At 70.8% G+C, this 25,804-nt stretch carries 25 protein-coding genes; 18 read left to right on the forward strand and 7 right to left on the reverse strand.

Features of this window, described 5'->3' with window-relative positions; translation table 11 throughout:
* The first annotated feature begins 49 nt into the window (after positions 1 to 49).
* The 7 genes from ACIGEZ_RS31195 (at position 50) to pstB (ending at position 8,212) form a co-directional block, all read left to right on the forward strand.
* Entirely contained in the window at positions 50 to 2,494 is a 2,445-nt protein-coding gene (locus tag ACIGEZ_RS31195) for an RNA degradosome polyphosphate kinase (protein WP_399837819.1), read from the forward strand.
* On the forward strand, positions 2,481 to 3,491 hold the full coding sequence (locus ACIGEZ_RS31200; protein WP_399837822.1) for a CHAD domain-containing protein: 1,011 nt from the start codon (positions 2,481 to 2,483) through the stop codon (positions 3,489 to 3,491). Before ACIGEZ_RS31195 ends, ACIGEZ_RS31200 begins: the two co-directional genes overlap by 14 nt.
* Complete coding sequence (locus tag ACIGEZ_RS31205) at positions 3,488 to 3,886, forward strand: NUDIX hydrolase (RefSeq protein WP_399837825.1); 399 nt, start codon at positions 3,488 to 3,490, stop codon at positions 3,884 to 3,886. Before ACIGEZ_RS31200 ends, ACIGEZ_RS31205 begins: the two co-directional genes overlap by 4 nt.
* 217 nt (positions 3,887 to 4,103) lie before the next feature.
* Entirely contained in the window at positions 4,104 to 5,240 is a 1,137-nt protein-coding gene (pstS, locus tag ACIGEZ_RS31210) for a phosphate ABC transporter substrate-binding protein PstS (protein WP_399837828.1), read from the forward strand.
* 115 nt (positions 5,241 to 5,355) lie between these two features.
* Positions 5,356 to 6,339 (forward strand): phosphate ABC transporter permease subunit PstC, encoded by a 984-nt coding sequence (gene pstC, locus ACIGEZ_RS31215; protein ID WP_399837830.1) that lies wholly within the window; start codon positions 5,356 to 5,358, stop codon positions 6,337 to 6,339.
* Positions 6,336 to 7,409: a phosphate ABC transporter permease PstA gene (gene pstA / locus ACIGEZ_RS31220; RefSeq protein ID WP_399837834.1), complete on the forward strand. Its 1,074-nt coding sequence runs from the start codon at positions 6,336 to 6,338 to the stop codon at positions 7,407 to 7,409. Before pstC ends, pstA begins: the two co-directional genes overlap by 4 nt.
* Before the next feature lie 26 nt (positions 7,410 to 7,435).
* Positions 7,436 to 8,212: a phosphate ABC transporter ATP-binding protein PstB gene (gene pstB / locus ACIGEZ_RS31225; protein WP_399837837.1), complete on the forward strand. Its 777-nt coding sequence runs from the start codon at positions 7,436 to 7,438 to the stop codon at positions 8,210 to 8,212.
* Between the two features lie 162 nt (positions 8,213 to 8,374).
* Here the strand turns inward: pstB and ACIGEZ_RS31230 are convergent, their stop codons facing one another.
* Positions 8,375 to 9,373, reverse strand: coding sequence for an anion permease (locus tag ACIGEZ_RS31230; RefSeq protein WP_399837839.1), 999 nt, complete (start codon positions 9,371 to 9,373; stop codon positions 8,375 to 8,377).
* Between the two features lie 6 nt (positions 9,374 to 9,379).
* Positions 9,380 to 10,000 carry a DUF47 domain-containing protein gene (locus ACIGEZ_RS31235; protein WP_399837841.1) on the reverse strand — a complete coding sequence of 207 codons (621 nt, stop codon included), beginning with the start codon at positions 9,998 to 10,000 and terminating at the stop codon, positions 9,380 to 9,382.
* A 193-nt stretch (positions 10,001 to 10,193) separates the two neighbouring features.
* Here ACIGEZ_RS31235 and ACIGEZ_RS31240 point away from each other — a divergent pair, with 193 nt between their 5' ends.
* Entirely contained in the window at positions 10,194 to 10,571 is a 378-nt protein-coding gene (locus tag ACIGEZ_RS31240; RefSeq protein ID WP_399837843.1) for a metal-sensitive transcriptional regulator, read from the forward strand.
* 18 nt (positions 10,572 to 10,589) lie between these two features.
* Here ACIGEZ_RS31240 and ACIGEZ_RS31245 read toward each other — a convergent pair whose 3' ends face one another.
* From ACIGEZ_RS31245 to ACIGEZ_RS31260, 4 genes are all read right to left on the reverse strand, one after another.
* Entirely contained in the window at positions 10,590 to 10,775 is a 186-nt protein-coding gene (locus ACIGEZ_RS31245; protein ID WP_399837845.1) for a hypothetical protein, read from the reverse strand.
* A gap of 101 nt (positions 10,776 to 10,876) precedes the next feature.
* A complete protein-coding gene (locus ACIGEZ_RS31250) occupies positions 10,877 to 11,680 on the reverse strand; it encodes a hypothetical protein (RefSeq protein WP_399837847.1) in 804 nt (267 codons plus the stop codon).
* A gap of 279 nt (positions 11,681 to 11,959) precedes the next feature.
* A complete protein-coding gene (locus tag ACIGEZ_RS31255; RefSeq protein WP_399837850.1) occupies positions 11,960 to 12,670 on the reverse strand; it encodes a phosphatase PAP2 family protein in 711 nt (236 codons plus the stop codon).
* A gap of 204 nt (positions 12,671 to 12,874) precedes the next feature.
* Complete coding sequence (locus ACIGEZ_RS31260) at positions 12,875 to 13,903, reverse strand: NlpC/P60 family protein (protein ID WP_399837852.1); 1,029 nt, start codon at positions 13,901 to 13,903, stop codon at positions 12,875 to 12,877.
* Positions 13,904 to 14,237: 334 nt separating this feature from the next.
* Here ACIGEZ_RS31260 and ACIGEZ_RS31265 point away from each other — a divergent pair, with 334 nt between their 5' ends.
* The 6 genes from ACIGEZ_RS31265 (at position 14,238) to ACIGEZ_RS31290 (ending at position 21,269) form a co-directional block, all read left to right on the forward strand.
* A complete protein-coding gene (locus ACIGEZ_RS31265) occupies positions 14,238 to 14,546 on the forward strand; it encodes a hypothetical protein (protein ID WP_046908545.1) in 309 nt (102 codons plus the stop codon).
* Between the two features lie 115 nt (positions 14,547 to 14,661).
* Positions 14,662 to 15,480, forward strand: a complete 819-nt coding sequence (locus ACIGEZ_RS31270; RefSeq protein ID WP_399837855.1) for a hypothetical protein — start codon at positions 14,662 to 14,664, stop codon at positions 15,478 to 15,480.
* Positions 15,470 to 16,825, forward strand: a complete 1,356-nt coding sequence (locus ACIGEZ_RS31275; RefSeq protein WP_399837857.1) for a hypothetical protein — start codon at positions 15,470 to 15,472, stop codon at positions 16,823 to 16,825. The genes ACIGEZ_RS31270 and ACIGEZ_RS31275 overlap by 11 nt, the downstream gene beginning before the upstream one ends.
* On the forward strand, positions 16,822 to 18,375 hold the full coding sequence (locus ACIGEZ_RS31280) for an SCO6880 family protein (RefSeq protein ID WP_399837859.1): 1,554 nt from the start codon (positions 16,822 to 16,824) through the stop codon (positions 18,373 to 18,375). Before ACIGEZ_RS31275 ends, ACIGEZ_RS31280 begins: the two co-directional genes overlap by 4 nt.
* A gap of 20 nt (positions 18,376 to 18,395) precedes the next feature.
* Complete coding sequence (locus ACIGEZ_RS31285) at positions 18,396 to 19,793, forward strand: ATP-binding protein (RefSeq protein WP_399837862.1); 1,398 nt, start codon at positions 18,396 to 18,398, stop codon at positions 19,791 to 19,793.
* Positions 19,794 to 21,269, forward strand: coding sequence for a type IV secretory system conjugative DNA transfer family protein (locus ACIGEZ_RS31290; protein WP_399837864.1), 1,476 nt, complete (start codon positions 19,794 to 19,796; stop codon positions 21,267 to 21,269).
* Between the two features lie 2 nt (positions 21,270 to 21,271).
* Here ACIGEZ_RS31290 and ACIGEZ_RS31295 read toward each other — a convergent pair whose 3' ends face one another.
* Positions 21,272 to 21,859 (reverse strand): GNAT family N-acetyltransferase, encoded by a 588-nt coding sequence (locus ACIGEZ_RS31295; protein WP_399837867.1) that lies wholly within the window; start codon positions 21,857 to 21,859, stop codon positions 21,272 to 21,274.
* A 158-nt stretch (positions 21,860 to 22,017) separates the two neighbouring features.
* Here ACIGEZ_RS31295 and ACIGEZ_RS31300 point away from each other — a divergent pair, with 158 nt between their 5' ends.
* From ACIGEZ_RS31300 to ACIGEZ_RS31315, 4 genes are read left to right on the forward strand one after another with little or no spacing between them, the layout of a single operon-like run.
* The gene (locus tag ACIGEZ_RS31300; RefSeq protein WP_399837870.1) at positions 22,018 to 22,926 is read left to right on the forward strand and encodes an ABC transporter ATP-binding protein; all 909 of its coding nucleotides are present in this window, start codon (positions 22,018 to 22,020) and stop codon (positions 22,924 to 22,926) included.
* A complete protein-coding gene (locus tag ACIGEZ_RS31305; protein ID WP_399837873.1) occupies positions 22,923 to 23,735 on the forward strand; it encodes an ABC transporter permease in 813 nt (270 codons plus the stop codon). The genes ACIGEZ_RS31300 and ACIGEZ_RS31305 overlap by 4 nt, the downstream gene beginning before the upstream one ends.
* A gap of 10 nt (positions 23,736 to 23,745) precedes the next feature.
* Positions 23,746 to 24,915, forward strand: coding sequence for a sensor histidine kinase (locus ACIGEZ_RS31310; protein WP_399837876.1), 1,170 nt, complete (start codon positions 23,746 to 23,748; stop codon positions 24,913 to 24,915).
* Positions 24,912 to 25,577, forward strand: a complete 666-nt coding sequence (locus tag ACIGEZ_RS31315) for a response regulator (protein WP_399837879.1) — start codon at positions 24,912 to 24,914, stop codon at positions 25,575 to 25,577. Before ACIGEZ_RS31310 ends, ACIGEZ_RS31315 begins: the two co-directional genes overlap by 4 nt.
* The last annotated feature ends 227 nt before the right edge of the window (positions 25,578 to 25,804 follow it).

Here is a 25,804-nt window from a genome sequence, read left to right on the forward strand (position 1 = left end):
GTCACGTCCTCGTTACCAACCATTCAGACGAGCTTGCGACGCTCACGCAATGAAGCGCTCCGTGTCCGCTCTCCCCAAAGGGAGACTTCCCGCACCCACGGCCCGCTCCGACGCGCCCGACCAGCCCTTCGCGCGGAAGAATGGGGCCATGAGCAAGCAGCCCGCCGAGGTCCCGGTCCAGTCGTCCACCAAGACGTCCACGAAGACGTCCGGGAAGACGTCGTCGCAGTCGTCCGAGAAGACGTCCGAGAGGGCGGCCGCGAAGGCGGCCGAGAAGGCCTCCGGGACGACCCCCGGCACGACCTCCTCCCAGCCGTCCCTGGGATCCATAGCCGCCCACCGCCCGCACGCGGTCAACCACGCGGCCGTCAGCGAGCTGGAACCCGACCTGGACGCGGATCTCGACGCCTACGAGGACGGCAGCGCCGGCGAGCTGCCCCAGGGACGCTTCCTCGACCGGGAGCGCAGCTGGCTCGCCTTCAACGAGCGGGTGCTCGAACTCGCCGAAGACCCCACCACGCCCCTCCTCGAACGGGCGAACTTCCTCGCGATCTTCGCGTCGAACCTCGACGAGTTCTTCATGGTCCGCGTCGCCGGCCTCAAGCGCCGCATCGCCACCGGAGTCGCCACCCGCTCCGCCTCCGGGCTCCAGCCCCGCGAGGTGCTCGACCTGATCTGGACCCGCTCGCGCGAGCTCATGGCCCGGCACGCCGCCTGCTACCAGCAGGACGTCGCCCCCGCCCTCGCCGACGAGGGCATCCACCTCATCCGCTGGCCCGAGCTCACCGAGAAGGAACAGGCGCGCCTCTTCACCCTGTTCCGCCAGCAGATCTTCCCGGTCCTCACCCCGCTCGCCGTCGACCCCGCGCACCCCTTCCCGTACATCTCCGGGCTCTCGCTCAACCTCGCGGTCGTCGTCCGCAACCCCGTCAGCGGCCACCGCCACTTCGCCCGCGTCAAGGTGCCGCCGCTGCTCCACCGCTTCCTGGAGGCCTCCCCCGAGCGCTACGTCCCCCTCGAGGACGTCATCGCCGCGCACCTGGAGGAGCTCTTCCCCGGCATGGAGGTGCTCGCCCACCACATGTTCCGGGTCACCCGCAACGAGGACCTGGAGGTCGAGGAGGACGACGCCGAGAACCTGCTCCAGGCCCTGGAGAAGGAGCTCATGCGGCGCCGCTTCGGCCCGCCGGTGCGCCTGGAGGTCGAGGAGTCCATCGACCCGTACGTCCTCGACCTGCTGGTCCGCGAGCTGAAGATCTCCGACTCCGAGGTCTACCCGCTGCCCGGCCCGCTCGACCTCACCGGCCTCTTCGGCATCGCCTCCCTCGACCGGCCCGAGCTGAAGTACCCCAAGTTCGTCGCCGGCACCCACCGCGACCTCGCCGAGGTCGAGTCCGCCTCCGCGCCCGACATCTTCGCCGCGGTACGCGAACGGGACGTGCTCCTGCACCACCCGTACGACTCCTTCTCCACCTCCGTCCAGGCCTTCCTGGAGCAGGCCGCGGCCGACCCTGACGTCCTCGCCATCAAGCAGACGCTGTACCGGACCTCCGGTGACTCCCCCATCGTCGACGCCCTCATCGACGCCGCCGAGTCCGGCAAGCAGGTCCTCGTCCTCGTCGAGATCAAGGCCCGTTTCGACGAGCAGGCCAACATCAAGTGGGCCCGCAAGCTGGAGGAGTCCGGCTGCCACGTCGTCTACGGCCTCGTCGGCCTGAAGACCCACTGCAAGCTCTCCCTGGTGGTACGCCAGGAGGGCGAGGTCCTGCGCCGCTACAGCCACGTCGGCACCGGCAACTACCACCCCAAGACCGCCCGGCTGTACGAGGACCTCGGCCTGCTCACCGCCGACCCGCAGGTCGGCGCGGACCTCTCCGACCTGTTCAACCGGCTCTCCGGCTACTCCCGCCGCGAGACCTACCGGCGGCTGCTCACCGCCCCCAAGTCGCTGCGCGACGGCCTGGTCTCCCGGATCAACAAGGAGATCGCCCACCACCACGCCGGCCGGCCCGCGTACGTGAAGATCAAGGTCAACTCGATGGTCGACGAGGCCGTCATCGACGCCTGCTACCGGGCCTCCCAGGCCGGCGTCCCCGTCGACATCTGGGTCCGCGGCATCTGCGCCGTACGGCCCGGGGTCGAGGGCCTGTCGGAGAACATCCGGGTCCGCTCGATACTCGGCCGCTTCCTGGAGCACTCCCGGGTCTTCGCCTTCGGCAACGGCGGCGAGCCGGAGGTCTGGCTGGGCAGCGCCGACATGATGCACCGCAACCTGGACCGCCGCATCGAAGCCCTGGTCCGGGTCGCCGACCCCGCCCACCGGGCCGCCCTCACGCGGCTCATGGAGACCGGGATGTCCGACACCACCTCCTCCTGGCACCTCGGCCCGGACGGGAACTGGACGCGGCACGCGACCGACCCCGAGGGACAGCCGCTGCGGCACGTCCAGGAGATGCTCATCGACGCGCGGAGGCGCCGGCGTGCACAACCCTGACATCACCACCGAGGTCTCGGCCGGCGAGGTCCTCGCCCCCTATCTGCACGCGCGGGCCGCGGACTTCCTCCGCGGCCTGCGGCTGCACGGGGAGAGCGGCGCCGACACCGCCGGCGCCGAGGCGGCCACCCGCACCCTGCGGGCCGCGGCACGCCGCATCAGCGGCACCCTGCACACCTTCCGGCCGCTCCTCGACCCGGCCTGGGCCGACCACCTGCGCACCGAGCTGGCCTGGCTGTCCGGCACCCTCGCCCTGGAACACTCCTGCACCTCCCGCCTCGTCCGACTGGTGGACGCTCTGTCCCGCCTGTCGAGCGGCGGCGCCCCGATGACGGCCGCCCCGGCCGGGCCCGTACCCGCCGCGCGGCGCACCGAGGGCGGCCCCGGCCTGACCGTCGGCGCCGCCCGCGCCGGCGCCCTCCTCGAACGCCAGCTCACCCTCGCCCGGACCCGCGCCCACTCCGCCGCCCTGCAGGCGCTCGGCTCGTCCCGCTTCCACGCCGTCGCGGACGCCGTCGCCCTGCTCGCCTCCGAGGTCCCCCTCGGCCCGGCCGGCACCGCCCGCGCCGTCGAGGTCCTGGACGCCCCCGCCGCGGTCGCCGAACACCGGCTCCTCGACGCGGTGGCCGCGCTCCCGCTGACCCGGGCGGCCCACCCGTACAACGCCGACGCCCTCGCGCTGGCCGCCGGCGAGTCCCAGGACGCCCCCTGGCACCAGACCCGCGGCCTGCTCCGCCTCCACCGCTACGCCGCCGAGGTCCTGCAGGGCGGGGCGGATCCGGACCCGGTCCTGTACGAGGCGGGCCGCGCCCTCGACCGGCACCGGGACGCCGCCGAGGCCGCCGCTGCCGCCGCCACCGCCGCCCGCACCCCCCGGATCGCCCCGGCCACCGCGTACGCCCTCGGCGTCCTGCACGCCGACCAGCGCCACGACGTCGAGGCCGCCCGCTTCGCCTTCCAGCGCGCCTGGACCCGGGCCACGGCAGGTGTGCCGTGATCCTGGCGGCGGGCTGCGTCCTGTGGCGCCCGGGCCCGGAGGGCCAGGGCATCGAGATCGCCCTGGTCCACCGCCCCAAGTACGACGACTGGTCCCACCCGAAGGGCAAGCTGAAGCGCGGCGAGTCGGCCAGGGCCTGCGCGCTGCGCGAGGTCCTCGAGGAGACGGGCCAGTCCTGCGAGCTGGGCCAGAGCCTGCCCACGGTCCACTACCTGGCGAACGGCCGCCTGAAGGAGGTCACGTACTGGGCCGCGAGGGCCCTGGGCGGCACCTTCGCCCCCAGCCGCGAGGTCGACGTGATGGCCTGGCTTCCCCCGGCGGCGGCCCGCCCCCGCCTCACCCAGCCACGAGACCGCGAACTCCTCGACGTCCTGCTGGAAACCGCGGCGCACTAACCCGCCGCCGCCCGCCCGAGGGCACCACACCTCACCTTCCGGCACGGTTCACTTGCCGTTCACCCTCTCCCGTCGACGGCTTCACCTGTTCTGCCTAATTTCGGGCCTACAAGGTGCACAGCTCAGTGCTGCACCCACCACCCCGACACACGCCGCCATAAAACGTTCAGGACACCAAGGTCCACAGCAGGGCGGCTTCTGGAAGGAACACCCGAAAGTGAAGCTTTCGCGCAAGAACGGGCTTCGCGCCTCCGCGATCGGTGCCCTCGTCGTCTCCGGTGCGCTCGTCCTCTCGGCGTGTGGTTCGGACAACAACAACGAGCCCGCCAAGGAGGGCGGCAAGACCTCCGCCGCCGCGTCGAACATCAAGTGCGACGGCGCGAAGGGCCAGCTCCTCGCCGCAGGCTCGAGCGCCCAGAAGAACGCGATGGACCTCTGGGTCAAGAACTTCCAGGCCGCCTGCTCCGGCGTGGAGATCAACTACCAGGCCATCGGCTCCGGCGGCGGCATCACCAAGTTCAACCAGGGCCAGGTCGCCTTCGCCGGCTCCGACTCCGCCCTGAAGGACGAAGAGGTCGCCGAGTCGGCGAAGATCTGCAAGACCGGCAAGGGCGTCAACCTGCCGATGGTCGGCGGCCCCATCGCCATCGGCTACAAGCTGGACGGCGTGGACAACCTGGTCCTGGACGCCTCCACGATCGCCAAGATCTTCGACAACAAGATCACCAAGTGGAACGATCCGGCGATCGCCAAGCTGAATTCGGGCGCCAAGCTGCCGGACTCCACCATCCAGGCCTTCCACCGCTCGGACGAGTCGGGCACCACCCAGAACCTGGGCAAGTACCTCTCGACCGCCGCCGCGGCCGACTGGAAGCACGACCCGAAGTCGAAGTCGTGGCCGGCCCAGGGTGGCCAGGCCGCCAACGGCTCCTCCGGTGTCGCCACCGCGGTCAAGGACGCCGAGGGCTCCATCGGCTACTTCGAGCTCTCCTACGCCACCGCCAACAAGATCTCCACGGTCAGCATCAACACCGGTGCCGCCGCCCCGGTCGCCGCGACCACGGAGAACGCCTCCAAGGCCATCGCCGCCGCCAAGGTCAAGGGCACCGGCAGCGACCTGGCCCTCTCCCTCGACTACGCCACCAAGGCCGAGGGCGCCTACCCGATCGTCCTCGTGACCTACGAGATCGCCTGCGACAAGGGCAACAAGGCGGAGACCCTGCCGACCCTGAAGGCCTTCCTCAACTTCACCGCCAGCGAGGAGGGCCAGAAGGTCCTCTCCGACGCCGGCTACGCCCCGCTCCCGGCCGAGATCGCGGCCAAGGTCCGCGAGATCGTCCCCACCCTGTCCTGACCCCCGGCCGGGTCCGGCCCCTCTCCTCCCGTGGAGGGGCCGGCCCCGGCATCCGGTGCACCGCCGCCAGGAGCCGTACGCCCCGCCGTACCGGCCCCGCAGACCGGAGAAACAGATGGCTACGACAACACCCGGCACACCAGACATACAAGGGAGCCGACGCGCCAAGGGCGCGACCCGCCCCGGCGACCGCATCTTCAGCGGACTGTCGCGAGGCTCCGGCATCACCCTTCTCGTGATCATGGCCGCGATCGCGGGCTTCCTCACCTACCGCGCCGTCCTCGCGATCTCCGCCGACAGCGCCAACTTCTTCACCACCTTCGAGTGGAACCCGGCCGGCAGCCCGCCGGTCTTCGGCATCGCCGTCCTCGCCTACGGCACGATCGTCTCCTCGATCATCGCCATGGTGATCGCCGTGCCCGTCGCGATCGGCATCGCGCTCTTCATCTCGCACTACGCCCCGCGCAGGCTGGCCAAGCCGCTCGCGTACGTGGTCGACCTGCTCGCCGCCGTACCCAGCATCATCTACGGCCTGTGGGGCGCGATCTTCCTCGTCCCGTACCTCGGCGGCCTCAACCAGTGGCTCAACGAGTACATGGGCTGGACCTACATCTTCGACAAGTCCAGCGACGGCGTCGCCCGCAACCTCTTCACCGTGGGCATCCTGCTGGCGATCATGATCCTCCCGATCATCACCAACGTGACCCGCGAGGTCTTCCTCCAGGTCCCGAAGATGCACGAGGAAGCCGCCCTCGCCCTCGGCGCCACGCGCTGGGAGGTCATCCGCATGTCGGTGCTGCCCTTCGGCCGCTCCGGCATCATCTCCGCCTCGATGCTGGGCCTCGGCCGAGCGCTCGGTGAGACCATGGCGGTAGCCGTCGTCCTCTCCCCCAGCTTCCTCATCTCGGGCCACCTGCTCGACCCGGGCGGCGGCACCTTCGCCCAGAACATCGCCGCCAAGTTCAACGAGGCCAACGAGTTCGGCCGTGACGCGCTGATCGCCTCCGGTCTCGTCCTCTTCGCCATCACGCTGCTGGTCAACGGCGCGGCCCGCTGGATCATCGGGCGCCGCAAGGAGTACTCGGGGGCCAACGCATGAGCCACGCCATACAGGAACGGCCCGTCTCCCAGGCCCGTCCGCGCCGACCCCTCTCGTCCGCGCACCTCCCGCGCTGGACCCCCGCCGCCATCGCGGTCGGCTCGATCGCCGCGGGCTGCGGCATCGGCCTCGCCGCCGGCTGGCACAGCAAGGTCCAGTGGGGCCTGGCCTCCGCCCTGCTCTTCGTCCTCGCCACGTACGCGATCACCACCAAGGTCGAGGGCTCCCGCCAGGCCAAGGACCGCGTCGCGACCAGCCTCGTCTGGGTCTGCTTCGTGCTGGCCGTCGTGCCGCTGCTCTCCCTCGCCTGGGTCACGATCAGCAAGGGCATCGAAGTCCTCGACGGCTACTTCCTCAGCCACTCGATGAACGGCGTCCTCGACGCCGAGGCCGGCGGCGGCGTCTACCACGCGCTGCTCGGCACCATCGAACAGGTCGGCATCGCGACCCTGATCGCCGCGCCGATCGGCCTGCTCACCGCGGTCTACCTCGTCGAGTACGGCGGCGGAAAGCTCGCCCAGGCCGTCACCTTCTTCGTCGACGTCATGACGGGCATCCCGTCGATCGTCGCGGGTCTGTTCATCCTCGCCACCTGGAATCTGATGCTGGGCTTCGGGCCCTCCGGATTCGCCGGCGCGATGGCCCTCGCGATCCTGATGATGCCGGTCGTGGTCCGCTCCACCGAGGAGATGCTGAAGCTCGTCCCGAACGAGCTGCGCGAGGCGTCCCTCGCACTCGGCGTCCCGAAGTGGCGGACGATCCTGAAGGTGGTCCTGCCCACCGCGATCGGCGGCATCACCACGGGCGTCATGCTCGCGGTCGCCCGTATCACCGGCGAGACGGCCCCCGTACTCCTCCTCGTGTTCGGTACGAAGCTCATCAACCCGAACCCCTTCGAAGGCGCCCAGTCCTCCCTGCCGCTCTACGTGTACGAGCAGTACGCGGTCGGCACCGACGCCGCTGTGGCCCGCGCCTGGGGCGCCGCGCTCGTCCTGATCGCCTTCGTCATGATCCTCAACCTGGTGGCCCGCGGCATCGCCCGCTGGAAGGCCCCGAAGACCGGCCGCTGACGCGGTCACCCTGGAAGTGAATTGATATGGCCAAGCGAATCGACGTCAGCGGCCTCTCCGCCTACTACGGCAACCACAAGGCGATCGACGACATCTCCATGACCGTCGAGCCCCGCTCCGTGACGGCCTTCATCGGCCCGTCCGGCTGCGGCAAGTCCACCTTCCTGCGCACCCTGAACCGCATGCACGAGGTCACCCCCGGTGGCCGCGTCGAGGGCAAGGTGATGCTGGACGACGAGAACCTGTACGGCGCCGGGGTCGACCCGGTCGCGGTGCGCCGCACGGTCGGCATGGTGTTCCAGCGCCCGAACCCCTTCCCCACCATGTCGATCTTCGACAACGTGGCGGCGGGCCTGAGGCTCAACGGCAGCTACAAGAAGTCCGAGCTGGCCGAGGTCGTCGAGCGCTCCCTCAAGGGCGCGAACCTCTGGAACGAGGTCAAGGACCGCCTGAACAAGCCGGGCTCCGGCCTCTCCGGCGGCCAGCAGCAGCGCCTGTGCATCGCCCGCGCCATCGCGGTCGAGCCGGACGTGCTGCTGATGGACGAGCCCTGCTCGGCCCTCGACCCGATCTCGACACTGGCGATCGAGGACCTGATCGGCGAGCTGAAGGAGCGCTTCACGATCGTCATCGTGACGCACAACATGCAGCAGGCCGCCCGCGTCTCCGACCGCACGGCGTTCTTCAACCTGGCGGCCGTGGGCCAGCCGGGCAAGCTCATCGAGCTGGACGACACGGAGCGCATCTTCTCCAACCCGAGTGTCCAGGCGACCGAGGACTACATCTCCGGCCGCTTCGGATAAACACGTTGTACGGCGCTGCATGGCGGTGCCGCCGTATGACGAACAGGGCCCGGCTCCCCCACAGGGGAGCCGGGCCCAACCACGTTCGCTCGGGATATCGGATCCAATATCCCGGATCCGATATCCCGGATCCGATATCCCGGATCCGATATCCAGCAGCCTTTATCCGAAGAGCAGCTTCACGACGTAGTAGCTGACCGCGGCCACGAGCGCGGCCGCCGGCATGGTGATGAACCAGCCCAGGATGATGTTCTTGGCCACGCCCCACCGCACCGCGTTCACCCGCTTGGTGGCACCCACACCCATGATCGCGGACGTGATGACATGGGTCGTGGAGATCGGCGCGTGGAAGAGGAACGCCGAGCCGAACATGATCGACGCGCCGGTGGTCTCCGCGGCGAAGCCCTGCGGCGGGTCCAGCTCGATGATCTTGCGGCCGAGGGTCCGCATGATGCGCCAGCCACCCGCGTACGTACCGAGCGACAGCATCACGGCGCAGACGATCTTCACCCACACCGGGATCTCGTCGCCCGCGTCCTGCACATCGGCGATGACCAGGGCCATCACCACGATGCCCATCGTCTTCTGCGCGTCCTGCAGACCGTGACCGAGCGCCATGCCGGCCGCCGAGACCGTCTGCGCGATACGGAAGCCGCGCTTGGCCTTGTGCGGGTTGGCCTTGCGGAACAGCCACAGGATCGCGCACATGACCAGATAGCCGACGACCAGACCGACCACCGGCGAGACGAACATCGGGATGACGACCTTGTCGAGCACGCCCGACCAGATGACCTCGGTCCCGCCGGCCAGCGCCGCGCCCACCATGCCGCCGAACAGGGCGTGCGAGGAGGAGGACGGCAGACCGAAGTACCAGGTGACCAGGTTCCAGATGATCGCGCCGACCAGCGCGGCGAAGAGGATGGCCATCCCCTGGTCGCCGGTCGGGGTCTCGATGAGCCCCTCGCTGACGGTCTTCGCCACGCCCTGCCCGAGGAAGGCGCCGACGAGGTTCATGACCGCCGCCATCGCGAGCGCCGCCCGGGGCGTCAGCGCCCGGGTCGACACCGAGGTGGCGATGGCGTTGGCGGAGTCGTGGAATCCGTTCGTATACGTGAAGCCGAGCGCGACACCGATGGTCACGATCAGAGCGAAGGTGTCCACGAAGCCTCAGGACTCCTTGACCGCGATGGTCTCCACGGTGTTCGCCACGTGCTCGAAGGCGTCGGCCGCCTCTTCCAGGACATCCACGACCTGCTTGAGCTTGAGCACCTCGATCGCGTCGTACTTGCCGTTGAAGAGCTGGGCGAGCAGCTTGCGGTGGATCTGGTCGGCCTGGTTCTCCAGCCGGTTGACCTCGATCCAGTACTCGGTGAGGTTGGCCATGGTCCGCAGGTTCGGCATGGCCTCGGCGGTCAGCTCGGCCGCCCGGGCCAGCACCTCGATCTGCTGCTCGACGCCCTTGGGCAGTTCCTCGATGTTGTAGAGGACGACCAGATCGACGGCCTCCTCCATGAAGTCCATGATGTCGTCGAGGGAGGACGCGAGGGAGTAGATGTCCTCGCGGTCGAACGGCGTGATGAAGGAGGAGTTGAGCTGGTGGAAGATCGCGTGGGTGGCGTCGTCGCCGGCGTGCTCCGCTGCCCGCATCCGCTCCGCGATCTCGGCCCGGGCGGAAGGTTCCGCTCCGAGCAGTTCCATCAGGAGCTTGGCGCCCGTGACGATGTTGTCCGCGGAGGCGGCGAACATGTCATAGAAGCTCGTCTCCCTGGGGGTCAGACGAAATCGCACGTGGGGTCCTCGGGGTGCTGGGTTTCGGTCAGGCTGATGCTAGGCGCATCATCCGGCCACGGCTAACCGGCGTCCCTTCAGTGTCGCCCATCAGGCACAGTGATCTGCACGGGCCCCCGCCCGGTTCGGCGGGGATCGGTACCATATACCCACGAGGGGTATACACACCCTTTCTGGACAACGGGAGGACGCGATGACGACCACCGACGCGGACCAGCTCACCCCCGAGGCCGCGGTCGAGCCGGCGGCCGACCACGCCCCCGGCGCCGGCACCGACCACGACCACGGCGTGCACGGCTATCACCAGCAGAAGGACGAGCACCTCAAGCGGCTGCGCCGGATCGAGGGACAGATCCGTGGCCTGCAGCGCATGGTCGACGAGGACGTCTACTGCATCGACATCCTGACCCAGGTCTCGGCCTCCACCAAGGCCCTGCAGTCCTTCGCCCTGCAACTGCTCGAAGAGCACCTGCGGCACTGCGTCGCGGACGCCGCGACCAAGGGCGGCGACGAGATCGACGCCAAGGTCGAGGAGGCCACCAAGGCCATCGCCCGCATGATGCGCACCTAAGGCCCCGAGGGACACGCCCTAGTGCCGCGGCCCAGGCTCGGCGCCGACCCGGAGCACCTCGTCGATACGGTCGGCGCTCAGCCGCTCCTCGTCGACCGCCGAGGCGGCGATGATCAGCTCACCGCACAGTTCGATTTCGGCCAGGGCGACGCACTCGGGGTCGCTGAGCGCGGTCGCGGTGGCGGGCGGCGGGGCCATGCGCATTCACCTCTTCCTGCCGGCGTCGGTCTCCTAGCGTAGGGAGCGGCCCGCAGGCCGCGCATGACACGTCCGGACCATTTGGCGATGACCCCCGCACCCCGCCGCTACGTCTGGATCTTCCCGGCGTAGATGTCCTTGTGCTCCGGCAGCCGTACGGTCACCCGCGCACCGAACCCGTACAGCAACGTGGTCGACGCGACCGCGACCGTACGGCCCTGGTTGGTGAAGCTGAACTGGTGGCGGACCTTGCGCAGCCGCCCTTCCCCGTCCAGATACGCGTCGAAGGGCACCGTGTCCGTGGTGAACCCTTTCGCCGCGGCGGCCAGCGCCCCGCGCATCTGCGGGGAGGCGCGCCGGGCGGCCTCGGCGATGTCGGCGATCCCGCGGTAGTGGCGGACCTTCACCCCGGCGAGGTCGACCTCCCCCACGTACGCCACCTGGTGCGCGCCGCGCAGCAGCTCGGCGGCGGCCGCCGGGTCGGTGGCGCCGCCGGTGACGAGGTTGCCGTCGTCGAGGGTGGTGGTGTCGACCCGTACCCACTTGTCGGCGGGGACACCGGCGCCCCGGTTCTTCATGTACAGCGCGCCGGGGGCGAGCAGCTCGGTGATGGGCCGGTGCTCGCTCTCCCCGGCGGCGTCCTTGGGGAGGATCACCTGGAGCCGGCCGGTGCGGCGGCGGAAGTCGTAGCCGCCCTCGCCGCGGATGGTGACGCGGGTGCCGCCGGAGGCCATCTCCATGGAGGTGGTGGCCTTGGAGGATCCCGCGCGGGCCAGCGCCTCGGCGGCGCCGCGCACGGTCTCGGTGGGGTCGCCGGCGGGCGGGGCTCCACCAGGGGTGCCGCAGCCGCCGACCAGGAGAACCGCGGCGACGGCCAACGCCCCGCCCGAGCGTCCGTTCCGCACCACCATCGCCTGCCAACCCCCAACGCCTTACCGCTGTCTGTCCGGATCCCGCCCGACCGGATAACGACGGTCGGGGCGACCCGTCACGGCGCAGTACCGTGGTTGTCGTGCATGATCAGGCCCCGCATCACACGACCACGACGGAACGCGGTTCGTTCGCCGTCGCCAGGTGCAGCTGTGGCTGGACGGGCCCGGCCCGGAGATCGCGGGACCGGGCGCGTACGGATGCGTCGGAGCACAGGACCGCCACGGCGACGAACCCCTAGGGGCGCGCCCCGGACACCCCTAGGCCGCGAGGTCGCTCTCCCCTGTACCCAGCCGCGGCTCGGGGATGCCGAAGGTTTCGGCCACCGCGAGCCGCTCGGCGGCGCGCCGGGAGCGGACCAGACGGGCGCCGCGCGCGGAGCGGGCGACGGCCGAGACGACCGGGGTCAGCAGGGCGAGCGCGGGCGGTGCGAGCAGCAGCGCGACCGCGGTGCCGAGGGCGAGTCCGCCGACGACGTCGGTGGGGTAGTGGACGCCCATGTAGACCCGGCAGAAGGCCTCCGCGAGGGCGAGCGCGATGGCGACAAGCCCGTACCTGCGGTGGGCGACGAAGACTCCGACGGCGATCGCCATCGCCATGGTGGCGTGGTCGCTGACGAAGGAGTAGTCGGTCTTGCCGCCGACGAGTACGTCGAGTCCCTGGTGGTCCTTGAAGGGCCGGGGCCGTTCGACGAAGCCGCGGATCGGGATGTTGACCAGCAGCGCGAGGCCGGCGGCGAGCGGCGCCCAGATCAGCGCGGCGAGACCGGATACGGAGTCGGCGAGCGTCCCGCGCCGGCGCACGCTCCACCAGCAGCCGAGCACGACGAGCACGAGGCCGAGGATGATGCCGTACTCACCGACGTACTCCATGACGCGGTCGAACCACGGCGGAGCGGCCTTCGCCAGCCCGTTGATGTCGTAGAGCAGGCTGACATCGGGGTTCGAACCGTCCGATGCGAGTCCAGCCATCTGCTGCGGCCCCTTGCTGTGTGTGGGTGTCCGACCCCCCGTGGTCTGAGTGGTCGGATCGAAAACGATCCGCCCGAAGGCAGCGTTCCGCTCTCCACCGAAGATCACCGGGACGTTATCGAAAGGTGACGGGTCGTCGCAGCTCAGGGCCCCGGCCGGGCGAAGCGATCCAGCCAGGAGGTCACTGCCGATCCGGCCAGGGGGTCACTGCTGCGGCAGATGGGTCGGCAGCGCCGCCGCCCCGTCCGCGGTGACCCGGGTCGCGCCGAAGTAGTCCGGCGTGTCGATCTTGTCGAAGCGGATCACGGCCCCGGTGCGCGGGGCGTCGATCATGTAGCCGCCGCCGACGTAGATGCCGACGTGCCTGATGGCGCGTGAGTTGGTGAGGTCGTCGGAGAAGAACACCAGGTCGCCCGGCAGCAACTCGTCCCTGCCCGGGTGCGGCCCGGCGTTGTACTGGTCGTTGGCCACGCGCGGCAGCTGGATGCCCACCGACTCGTACGCGGCCTGGGTGAGCCCGGAGCAGTCGAACCGGCCGTTCTGCGCCGCCGTGCCCGTACCGCCCCACAGATACGGCGTGCCGAGCTTCTGCTGCGCGTAGTAGATCGCCCCGGCGGCCTGCCGGGAGGGCTCGACGCGGCCGACGGGGCGGGCGAAGCTCTTCTCCAGGGAGCGGATGATCCTGACGTAGTTCTGCGTCTCGCTGATCCGGGGCACGCCACCGGACTTGATGACCCGGTAGGCGCCCGCGTTGTAGGCGGCGAGCATGTTGTCCGTCGGGTCGCCCGGCACGTCCTTCACGTAGCCGGCGAGCTCACAGTCGTACGAGGCGGCCGACGGGATCGCGTCCTTGGGATCCCACACGTCACGGTCGCCGTCCTTGTCCCCGTCGATGCCGTGCCCGGCCCAGGTGCCGGGGATGAACTGGGCGATGCCCATGGCGTTGGCGGGGGAGACGATGGTGGGGTTCCAGCCACTCTCCTGGTAGAGCTGGGCGGCGAGCAGCGCGGGGTTGATGGCCGGGCAGAGGTTCCCCCACTGCTGCACCAGACCCTGGTACGCGGCCGGAACGGCGCCCTTGGCGAGCCCCACGGCCCCGTTCTTGGCACCGCCCACACCACCGACGAGCCCGGCGGCCGCGGAGTACGTCCCGACGACGACCAGGGCGACAAAACCGAGGCAGACACCGAACACCCCACCGGCCACCAGCCACGCCCTGCGCGCCTTACGCACCGTCAACCACCCCTCGGCTCCGGGCAGTACGCCCCGCGGCGCCAGTTTAGGCGCCGCACCCCTCACCAGGCCTGACGCCGCCCCAAAGGTGCCACAACGACAATCATTGCCCGGAGTCACCCTCCGTGATACACAGAGTGACCATACGCGTCCTCGCATACAAACCGGTCACACCGTCGCAGGTCAAGACGGTCAGATCGGTCAAGTGTGCGGTGATCGGGTAAAGAGAGCCGTCAAGCCGTCACACGCGAGCGGTTTCATCAGCGAAGATAGGGTCGACGACCCATGCCATCGGGCAAGGGCGACGAACTACCCAACAGGGGCGGTGAGTTACATGTACCTGGCGGCCGAGAAGGGCGACATCACCACCATCATCGGTGGAATCGCCCCGAACTGGGGGCCTTTCGGGAGCCTGGGCGCCGAGGCGAAGGTGATGATCGAGGTCGTGATGGCCGTGGCCATCCTGCTCTGCCTCGGCATCGCCATCTGGGGGGCGGCCAAACAGCGCATCGGCGCCACCGCCCTGCGGGACACCTTCAGCGCCGAACAGGGCAAGGGCCTGATCGTCGCCGGCCTGACCGGCGTCTTCATCATCGGCTCCTTGGGGACGCTCTTCACCATCGTGTACGGGATGGCCGTCTAACCCGTTTCTCACCACCGAGGTCGCGTTCCCTGATGTCCAGTCACCACGCCGCGCCCGCGCGGAAACCAGCACGGCTTTCGTCGTACCCGCGAACGGTTGAGGGGGCGTACCCGGCATGAGCCTCGGCGACGAACACGACGGCCAGACCCGCACCCGCCTCCCCGAGGGCAACACCGGCGACCCCTACGGCACCCCCCGCCGCCCCGCCCGAAGCTCCCGCTCCCTCATCACGGTCGTGGGCGTCGTGGTCCTCCTCATCGCCGCCATCGCCTTCGCCAACCGCGGCGACACCCCGGGCGCCGACCCCGCCAAACCCTCCTCCGACACCCCCGCCAAACCCGGCACCGCCCCGACCTCGGCAACGGGCGTCCGCCCGGTCACGGGCAGAAACGGCGACATCCCGTCGGGGTTCGCGCGGGACGAGCAGGGGGCGCAGAGTGCGGCGACGAATTACGCGGTGGCGTTGGGTTCCGTGGACATGTTCAGCCCGGAGCGCCGGCACGCGCTCGTCGCGGCGATCGCTGACGCCGGCACGCTGGACACCCTGCAGTCCGGCTTCGACGCCGACTACTCCGAGAACTTCCTGAAGCAGATCGGCCTCGACCGCGACGGCGGCGCACCCGCGGGGGCGACCTTCGTCAGCCGTACCGTGCCGGCCGGAACGAAGGTCAAGACGTACACCGCCGACGCGGCGGAGGTCGACGTGTGGTGCGTCGGCCTGTTCGGCCTCACCGGCGCCTCGTCGACCAAGCCCGTCACGAACGGCTGGTTCACGGTGAGCCTCAAGCTGAAGTGGGACGGGTCCGACTGGAAGGTCCTGTCGACGGCCCAGAAGACGGGGCCCACCCCCGTCAACGGAGACAACCCGGTTTCCGGGTCCGAGGAGATCGCCGACGCCGTAAAGGAATTCGGAGGGTTCACGTATGCCCGCTAGCCCCCGGCGCGGGAGCCGAACCGTCCTCTCAGCGGTCGTGGCCGTCCAGGTCGCCGCCGCGGCGTTCGCGTCCCGCGCAGCAGCCGCACCCACGCCGACGCCCACCCCGAGCGGGACGCCGTCGCCGGGCGCGACCAACGACCCCTGTGCCCTCATCGCGGGGCCCGCACGGGACTACTGCAACAACGGCGAAGGAGGCGGATCCGGCCGCACCCCCGCCCTCACCGACCCCGCCTCCGCCCTGGACCCCCTCACCTCCCTCGCCCGCGGCTGCGCCAACGCCGCCGGTTGGGTCGTCGACACGCTCTCCGGTGCCGTCAAGGAGACCGCCGCCGTCGACTTCACCAACCTCCAGTTCCTCGGCCGCTACGCCATCGTCTTCGCCGCCGCCACCTTCCTCACCCTCCTCCTCTGGCTGCTCGCCGTCGCCAAGCGCGCCATCCGCGGCGTTCCGCTCACCACCGCGATCTCCGAGGCCATCGGCTTCCTCTGGCTGACCGTCCTCGCGTCCGCGTTCACCCCGCTGATCCTGTACACCGTCGTCAACGCCACCGACGCCGTAACCGAGGTCATCGCCTCCGGCACCGGACAGCAGACCGACGTGTTCTTCGGCAGCTTCAAGCAGGCCCTGGAGAAGGGCGACAGCATCGGTGGCGGGCCCATCATGCTGATCATCGTGTCGCTGGTGACGATCCTCGCCGCCGGCGTGCTCTACCTCGAGCTCGTCCTGCGCGCCGTCCTGCTCTACGTCGGCGCCCTGCTCGGCGTCGTCGTCTACTCCGGGCTCGTCGACAAGAACATGTGGGGCCACGTCCGCCGCTGGGCCGGAATCATGATCGCGGTGATCCTGGTCAAGCCGGTCATCGTCATCGTCCTCGGCCTCGCCGGCGCCCTGTCCTCCGGCACCGGCCCGAACGCGTTCTCCGCCGTCGTGTCCGGCCTCGCGATCATCCTGCTCGCCATCTTCGCCTCCGCGATGATCTACCGCTTCGTGCCCGGCTTCGGCGACGAGATCGTCGCCTCCCGCAACAACCGCCTGCACCGCGCCGGAGAGAACGCGGCCGCCGCCGTCATCTCCTCCCCCGCCTCCCTCGTCTCCCAGGGCATCAAGACCCACAGCACCCGCGGCGACGGCGGCGGCCAGGGCGGCCAGAGCGCCCCCCGCCCCGCCAATCCCCTGTCCGGCGGCGTCGCCGCCCACAGCAGCCGCGGCGGCTCGGGAAGCACCGGCGCGGGCCCCTCCGCGACGCCCCCGCCCGCCCCCCGCAGCGGCAGCCCCACCGCCGGGACCCCGCACACCAGCCGTAGCAGCAACAGCAAGAACTCAGGAGGTGGAGGGCGTTGACGACCCAGTCCCAGCCGGTCTCGCCCCGCCGGACGTATCTCATCGGCCGCGCCCGGCCGAACGCGATCGTCGGCAAGAACCGCGAGACCGGCGAGATCGCGCTGATCATCGCCGGTGCCTTCCTCGGCATGATGAGCGGACTGATCGTCCCCGTCCTGTCCCTGCGGATCGTGCTCCTCATGGGCTTCCCGCTGATCGCCCTGGCCGCGGTGTACGTCCCGTACAAACACCGCACGTTCTACAAGTGGTTCGAGATCAACCGCAGTTACAAGCGCATGCTCAAGCGGGGCACCGCCTACCGCTCCGGCGCCGTCGAGGCCGGCACCCGCGTCGACGGCCGGGAGGTCGAGATCGGCCCGCCCCCCGGCATCGGCCGCATCGGCTGGCTCTCCGCCCCCTTCGGCCCCGACGAGATCGCCGTCCTCCTGCACGCCGACCGCCGCACCGTCACCGCCGCCATCGAGATCGAGGGTCCCGGCGTCGGCCTGCGCGACTCCGAGGACCAGGAGGCCCTCGTCGACCGCTTCGGCACCCTCCTCAAGCACGTCGCCAACGGAGACGGCTTCGTCACCCGCCTCCAGATGCTCGCCCGCACCCTGCCCGCCGACCCCGACGCCCACGCCAAGGACGTCGCCCAGCGCGGCGACACCCACGCACCCGCCTGGCTCCAGGAGTCGTACGACCAGCTCCAGTCCATGGTCTCCACCTCCAGCGAGCAGCACCGCGCCTACCTCGTCGCCTGCATGCACTACACCCGCGAGCTCGCCGCCGAGGCCAACGCCATGGCCCGCGCCGCCCGCCACGCCTCCGGCGCCCGCAAGCTCGACCGCGACGCCGGCCTCGCCGTCGTCATGGCCCGCGAACTCACCGACATCTGCGCCCGCCTGGCCGAGGCCGACATCCGGGTCCGCCAGCCCCTCGGCCAGTCCCGGCTCGCCTCCCTCGTGCACTCCATGTACGACCCGGACCACCCCATCGACCACATCCAGGCCATGACGAAACGAAACGCTTGGCCCGCCGAGCTCGACGCGATGGAAGCCACCTACCTCCAGGCCAAGACGCGCGAGTCCGCCACCCGCGCCCCTTGGTGCCACGCCACCGCCTGGGTCAAGGAGTGGCCGATGACCCCCGTGGGCGTCAACTTCCTCGCCCCGCTCCTCGTCCACACCCCCGACGTCATCCGCACCGTCGCCGTCACCATGGACCTGGAACCCACCGAGGTCGCGATCGAGCGCATGCTCACCGAGAAGACCAACGACGAGGCCGAGGCCTCCCGCCAGGCCAAGATGAACCGCACCGTCGACCCGCGCGACATCGCCGCCCACGGCCGGCTCGACCAGCGGGGTGAAGATCTCGCCAGCGGCGCGGCAGGCGTCAACCTGGTCGGGTACATCACCGTATCGGCGCGTTCGCCCGAGGCCCTGGCCCGGGACAAGCGCACGATCAGGGCCTCCGCCGGCAAGTCGTATCTGAAGCTGGAGTGGTGCGACCGCGAGCACCACCGGGCCTTTGTGAACACCTTGCCGTTCGCGACCGGCATCCGCCGCTAGGGCCGAAGGGGCACAGACCGATGCGAGATCCGCTGTCCGTCCTCACCGAAGCCTTCACCTCCTTCCTCTTCGGCAAGGTCGAGACGACCCGCCTGCCCGTACGCACCTCCACCGGACAGGCCCAGGCCGTCTACCTGCCGACCGCGGCCCCCGGCCTCGGCGACTCCGGCGTGATCATCGGCCGTGAGGTCTACAGCGGCAAGGGGTACATCTACGACCCCTTCCAGCTGTACGGCCAGCAGCTCCCCGCCCCGCACTGGCTGGTCCTCGGCGAGTCCGGAAACGGCAAGTCGGCGCTGGAGAAGACCTATGTCCTGCGCCAGCTCCGCTTCCGCGACCGCCAGGTCGTCGTCCTCGACGCCCAGGGCGAGGACGGCGTCGGCGAATGGAACCTCATCGCGCAGGAGCTGGGGATAACCCCCATCCGCCTGGACCCGATGGTCGCCAACGACGCCGGCATCCGCCTCAACCCCCTCGACCCCTCCATCACCACCACGGGCCAGCTCGCCCTGCTGCGCACCATCATCGAGGTGGCGATGGGCCACGGCCTCGACGAGCGCTCCGGTTTCGCGCTCAAGGTCGCCCACGCGTACGTCAACGAGCACATCACCGACCGCCAGCCGATCCTCACCGACATCGTCGAGCAACTGCGCCACCCCGAGGCCGAGTCGGCCGAGGCCATGAACGTCGACATAGACGATGTACGGGCCTGGGGCCTCGACGTGGCCCTCGTCCTCGACCGCCTGGTCGACGGCGACCTGCGCGGCATGTTCGACGGCCCGACGACCGTGGGCATCGACCTCGACGCGCCCCTCATCGTCTTCGACCTGTCCCACATCGACCGCAACTCCATCGCCATGCCGATCCTCATGGCGATCGTCGGCGTGTGGCTGGAACACACCTGGATCCGCCCCGACCGGAAGAAGCGCATCTTCCTCGTCGAGGAGGCCTGGCACATCATCAACAGCCCCTTCGTGGCCCAGCTGTTCCAGCGCCTCCTGAAGTTCGGCCGCCGCCTCGGCCTGTCCTTCGTAGCGGTGGTCCACCACCTCTCCGACGTGGTCGACGGAGCAGCGGCGAAGGAGGCGGCGGCGATCCTGAAGATGGCCTCCACCAGGACCATCTACGCCCAGAAGGCCGACGAGGCCCGCAACACCGGCCGGGTCCTGGGCCTGCCCCGCTGGGCGGTCGAGATCATCCCGACCCTGACCCCCGGCATCGCCGTCTGGGACGTCAACGGCAACGTCCAGGTGGTCAAACACCTCATCACCGAGAAGGAACGCCCGCTCGTCTACACCGACCGCGCCATGACCGAGTCGTCGGTGCCCGCCGACCCGGAACTGGAATGGGAGACCGAACAGCGCGCGATCCTCATCGAGCAGCAGATGAACGGTTCGTCGCAGTCGACGGTGGCGTAGATGGAGCAGGCAACGCGAAAGGAGGGCGGCATCCCCGACGGCCTGATCGTCGGCCTGCTGGCCCTCCTCCTCGGCCTCGCCGTCCTGATCTGGACGGCGACCGGCCTGTCCGCCCTGCTCGCCCACGGCTCCTGGCCGCCCGGCGTCACGTTCACCCGCACCCCGCCGGCCCTCCGCTCCCTCATGTCGGCCCCCACCGACCTCCCGTCCGCGTGGCCCGTCACCCCGCCGACCGCCCTGTCGGGCTACGGCCTCTTCTGGGGCATCGTCATCGGCGAGGCGATGATCCTCGCGGTCCTGACCGTCTTCGCGGTGGGCACGCTGGCCCGCTGGCGCACGGTGCGCGAAGGCCGACGAGCAACCACGCACGAGAAGAGGACCCCGCAGCCGACGACGGCGGGAGGGGTCCCCGACCCCGTGACCCCACGGGTTCACGCCCCGGCCCCACGCCGCCCGGCCGATCCGGACAGGGACCCGCAGCTACAGCCCACCCCGCAGCCGCAGCCCACCACCCCGCAGCCCCAGCCCCAGCCCACCCCACACCCACACCCAACCCCCACCGTCGTCTACGGCCAAGCCGCCACTCGCCGCCCCGCCGCCGCGCAGGCGGTACGGGACGCCGAAGGCGCCGTACTGGTCGTCACGTCCGACCCCACCCTGTGGTCCGACACCAAGGACGCCCGCGCCAAGCTGGGCCCCGTACTGGTCTACGACCCCGGCCACCTGTGCGACACCCCCGCCCGCCTCCACTGGAACCCGGCCGAGGCCTGCGAGGACCCGACCGTCGCCCAGGAGCGAGCAGCGGCGCTGCTGGCCCCCGTACGCCCCCAGTCCAAGCTCGACGCGGCCATGGCCGACACCGCGGAAACGCTCCTGCGCTGCTGGCTGCACGCCGCCGCGATCGACGGCCGCCCGTTCAAGCAGGTCCACCGCTGGGCCCAGGGCGCCGACGCCCACGAGCCCGTACGGATCCTCCGTACCCACCCCAAGGCCGCCGCCGGCCACGCCGGACTCCTGGAGTCCGCACTCACCGCGCACCCCGAACGCCGCAGAGAGGCCCAGGCCCTGACGGCCCGTGCCCTGTCGGCCCTCTCCTCGATCCACATCCGGGACGCGTGCACCCCGAATCGAACTGATTCGCTGACGCTCGCATCTTTCGTCGCCGAACAGGGCACGCTCTACGTGGTGGGTGAACCGATCGAGGACCCGCGCACCCACCCGGGCGCGATGCCGCTGCTCACCGCCCTCGCCGCAAGCGTGGTCGAGCACGGCCGCCGCATGGCCGCACGGTCATCCGACGGTCGGCTCGACCCACCAATGAGCCTCGTCCTGGACGACGTCGCCGCGGTCGCCCCGCTGCCCGCCCTGCCCGAGCTCCTCGCCGAAGGCGCCGAACGCGGCCTGCCGACGCTCGCCCTCATGCGCTCGAAGGAACAGGCCAGGTCCCGCTGGCCCGAACCCCTCCCGTACGCCTAGCCCTACCCCTGAAGCGACTGGAGCGACTGAAGCGACGGCCGCCGCACCTCGTACTCCACCTCGAACGCCGACTCGCTCCCCGGCATGGCGACCTTGTCGCCGGTCGGGACGAAGCCGAAGCGCCGGTAGAAGGCCGCGGCCCGGTCGTTGTCCTCGTGCACGTACAACCGCACCCGCCGGACCACCGGCTCCGGAAGCGTCCAGGACCAGTCCACCGCCGCCCGGAACAGCGCGTCGATCACGCCGCCGCCGCGCACCTCCGGCCGTACGAACACACCCACCAGGTGCGTCTGGTCGACGGTCGCCGCCTCGCCGAACCGGGCCTCCTCCGCGGGCCGCTCCACGAGCGCCGTCACCGTGCCGACCCAGCGCCCGTCCGGCGTCTCGGCCACGAACTGCCGCACCCCGCCGGCACCGCTCTCGGACGCACCCTCCGCCCGCTCCTGCCAGAACGCGTCGGGCCGCCCGGCGGCGACCTCGTACGTCTCGAGGAAGGCGATGTGCGCGACGGGGTCCTGAAGCGCGGCGAGCCGCAGCTCGCGCACCTTCTCCCACTCGTCGGCGCGAACCGTGCGTATCGAATAGTCCATACCGACGATCCTCACCACCCCACACCCCCCTGACAAGCGATTTCTGCCACGCCCCACCGTCCGCCACCCACCACGTCGTACCCCGGTACTACACCGCCCACCGCCCGCCCACCCCCGGTCCGACGCCCAGCGACCCCCCGCTCCCTAACGTCGAAGACATGATCCAAGCCGACGAACTCACCAAGCGCTACGGCGACCGCACCGTCGTCCAGGACCTCTCCTTCACCGTCCACCCCGGCTCCGTCACCGGCTTCCTCGGCCCCAACGGCGCCGGAAAGTCCACCACCCTGCGCATGTTCCTCGGCCTCGACGCCCCCACCCGGGGCCGCGCCACCGTCGCCGGCCGCCCGTACGCCGACCACCCCGCCCCGCTCACCCAGCTCGGCGCCCTCCTCGAAGCCCGCTCCCTGCACCCCGGCCGCACCGCCCGCCACCACCTGACCGCGCTCGCCCTCACCCACGGCATCCCCCGCTCCCGCGTCGACCACGTCCTCGGCATCACCGGTCTCACCGAGGTCGCCGACCGCCGGGTCAAGGGCTTCTCCCTGGGCATGGGCCAGCGCCTCGGCATCGCCGCAGCCCTCCTCGGCGACCCGGCCGCCGTCGTCCTCGACGAGCCCGTCAACGGCCTCGACCCCGAAGGCGTGCTGTGGATCCGCACGCTCCTCAAGTCCCTTGCCGCCGAGGGCCGTACGGTCCTGGTCTCCTCCCACCTGATGAGCGAGGTGGCGCTCACCGCCGACCACCTGATCGTCATCGGCAAGGGCCGGTTGCTCGCCGACACCACCGTCGACGCGCTCGTACGAGAAGCCGGCGGCACCACCGTCAAGGTGGTCACCCCAGCCGCCGACCGCCTGCGCGACCTGCTCCCCGGCCCGGCCACCCGCGTCACCGTCGAGGCCCCCGACACACTCCACGTCACCGGCGTCGACGCCCCGGTGATCGGCCGGACCGCCGCGGCCCACGGCCTGCCGCTGTACGAACTCACCCCGCAGACCGCCTCCTTGGAGCAGGCGTTCATGGACCTCACCCACGACTCCGTCGAATACCAGGGAGCAGCCGCATGACCACCTCCGCCCGGGTGACCGCCCCCGCCCGCGTGAACACCCCCACCCGCGTGATCACCCCCGCCCGCGTCCTGCACTCCGAATGGCACAAGCTGTGGACGGTCCGCTCCACCTGGGCCACCCTCCTCACCGCCACCGCGCTCGTCCTCGGCGTCGGCATCCTCATGGGCGCCACCTACACACCCGGCGGCGGCGACGCCGACATCGACACCGTCGTGCTCTCCCTCTACGGCTCCCAGCTCGGCGCGATCTCCCTCGCCGTGCTCGGCGTCCTCCTCACCGCCGGCGAGTACACCACCGGCCTGGCACGCGCCACGTTCACCGCCGTACCCCGCCGCCTGCCGGTCCTGTGGGCGAAGGCCGCGGTCTTCACGGGCACGGTCTTCCTCGTCTCCGTCCTCACCGCCCTCCTCACCTTCGAAGTCGCCCAGATCTTCCTCTCCGACACCGAACAGGCCGCCTCCCTCACCGACGACGGCGTCCTCGCCGCCCTCGCGGGCAACGCGGCCGCCGGCACCCTCCTCGGCCTGATCGCGCTCGGTCTCGGCGCCGCCCTGCGCTCCGTGCCCGGTGCGCTCGGCGCCTTCATCGGCGGCGTGATGGTGCTGCCCGAGGTGCTCGGGACGCTCCCGTACGAGAGCGTCGAGACGGCCATCCGTTACTTCCCCACCCAGGCGGCCGGCGCCCTGGGCTCCGCCACCCCGGCACCCGGCGCCGCCTCGCCCGGTACGGCCCTCCTCGCCCTGGTCCTGTGGGCGGGTGCGGCGCTCGCCGTCCCCGCGGTGTCGCTCAGGCACCGGGACGTATGAGGATGGGCCGGTGACCACGGAGACGACAGGGCGACTGCCGGCCCGGATACGGGCGTTCGACACCGCCCGCCCCTGGGTCTGGGACGCGACCCTGACCGCCTGCTGGACGCTCGCCGCCCTCGTGGACGCGGCGGGCGGCTGGCGGACCACCGCCCGGAACCCCTCCGTCCCGGCCTGGCTGGTCGTCACCCTCAGCCTGGCCCTCGCCCTGCCGCTCTTCTGGCGCCGCCGCCACCCCATGACCGTCCTGACGGTGATGGCGGGCGCGACGCTCCTCAGCGCGTACTCCGGCGCCTTCCTCCAGGCCGGCTACCTCCAGGCGATCCCCCTCTTCCACATCGCCCTCACCCGCCCGCCCCGCGCCCTGCTCCGGTGCACCGCCCTGATCCTCCCGCCGCTGGCGACGGGCGCGATCCGCCACCAGCCCGACGCCTGGGACCAGCACGTCGTCCCCACCCTGTGGGCGTACGCCCTGGTCGCGCTCCTCGGCATCACGGTCCGTTCCCGCAGGGCCGAACGCGACCGCGAGGTCCGCCTCGCGGCGGCGGCCGAACGCGCCCGTATCGCCCGCGAGATGCACGACATCATCGGCCACAACCTGTCGGTCATCACCGGCCTGGCCGACGGCGGCCGTTACGCGGCCGCCAAGAACCCCGAACGCGCCGCCCAGGCCCTCGACGCCATCGGCACGACCAGCCGCCAGGCCCTCACGGAACTCCGCCGCCTCCTCGGCGTACTGCGCGAGGAGGACGAGTCGGCGACCCGCACCCCGCAGCCGGGCCTGGCGGACCTGAAACCCCTCATCGAAGGCGTACGCACAGCAGGCCTCCCGGTCCGCGCGGAACTCGACCCCGCGGCCCACGCCCTCTCCCCCGGCGCCCAGCTGACGGTCTACCGGGTGATCCAGGAAGCCCTCACGAACACGCTGAAGCACGGGGGCGAGGGAGCGAGGGCCACGGTGACCCTGACGTACGGGGAACGGGCCGCCCTCGTCACCGTCACGGACACCGGCAAAGGCTCCGCGGACGGGATCCCGGCCGGCCGCTCCCGAGGCCAGGGAGTGCCGGGAATGCGCGAACGCGCCGCCCTCTACGACGGCACACTCGAATGCGGACCACTGTCCACAGGTGCCGGCTGGCGCGTACGGCTCCGACTTCCCCAGGAGGACTCCCCGTCGTGACGACCGTTCTGATCGCGGACGACCAGCCGATGCAGCGCTTCGGCTTCCGCATGCTGCTGGAGAGCCAGGACGACATGACGGTCCTCGGCGAGGCCGCCAACGGCGCCGAGGCCGTCCGCCTGGTCGGCCGCCACCACCCGGACGTGGTCCTGATGGACATCCGCATGCCGGGCCTCGACGGCATCGACGCCACCCGCCGCATCATCGCCGCCGGCGCCCGCACCCGCGTCCTGATCGTCACGACCTTCGACCTCGACGAGTACGCGTACGACGGGCTGCGCGCCGGCGCGAGCGGCTTCCTGGTGAAGGACGCCCAGCCCGAGGAACTCCTCGCCGGCATCAGGGCGGTGGCCGCCGGCGACGCGGTCGTCGCACCCAGCCTCACCCGCCGCCTCCTGGACACCTACATCCAGCACCTCCCGCCCGCCAAGTCCGCCTCTCCCCGGCAGGACCCGCGCCTGTCCGCCCTCACGGACCGGGAACGCGAGATCCTCACCGTCATCGGCCAAGGCTGGACCAACACGGAGATCGCCAGCCGCCTCCACCTCGCCGAATCCACGGTGAAGACCCACGTCACCCGCATCCTCGCGAAAACCGGCTCCCGCGACCGCGTCCAGGCCGTGATCCTGGCGTACGACACCCAACTGGTGAAGCCCGCGTAGGCCGCGAGATGCGCTGCAGGGCGTAGATGCTGCTGATCCTGACGTTGACGGAGTCGGCCCCGAGCTTGTCGACGGTGTCGTTGTACGTCGAGGCCACTCTCCGTACCGGCCCCCGCTCCCCGCTCCACCTGCCCCGGAACGCAAAAATGCCTCAACCCCCGGACAAGGTCCGGGGGTTGAGGCTAAAAATTGTTCGGCGGCGTCCTACTCTCCCACAGGGTCCCCCC

This window comes from Streptomyces sp. NPDC085481, assembly GCF_044541845.1.
Lineage (GTDB): Bacteria > Actinomycetota > Actinomycetes > Streptomycetales > Streptomycetaceae > Streptomyces.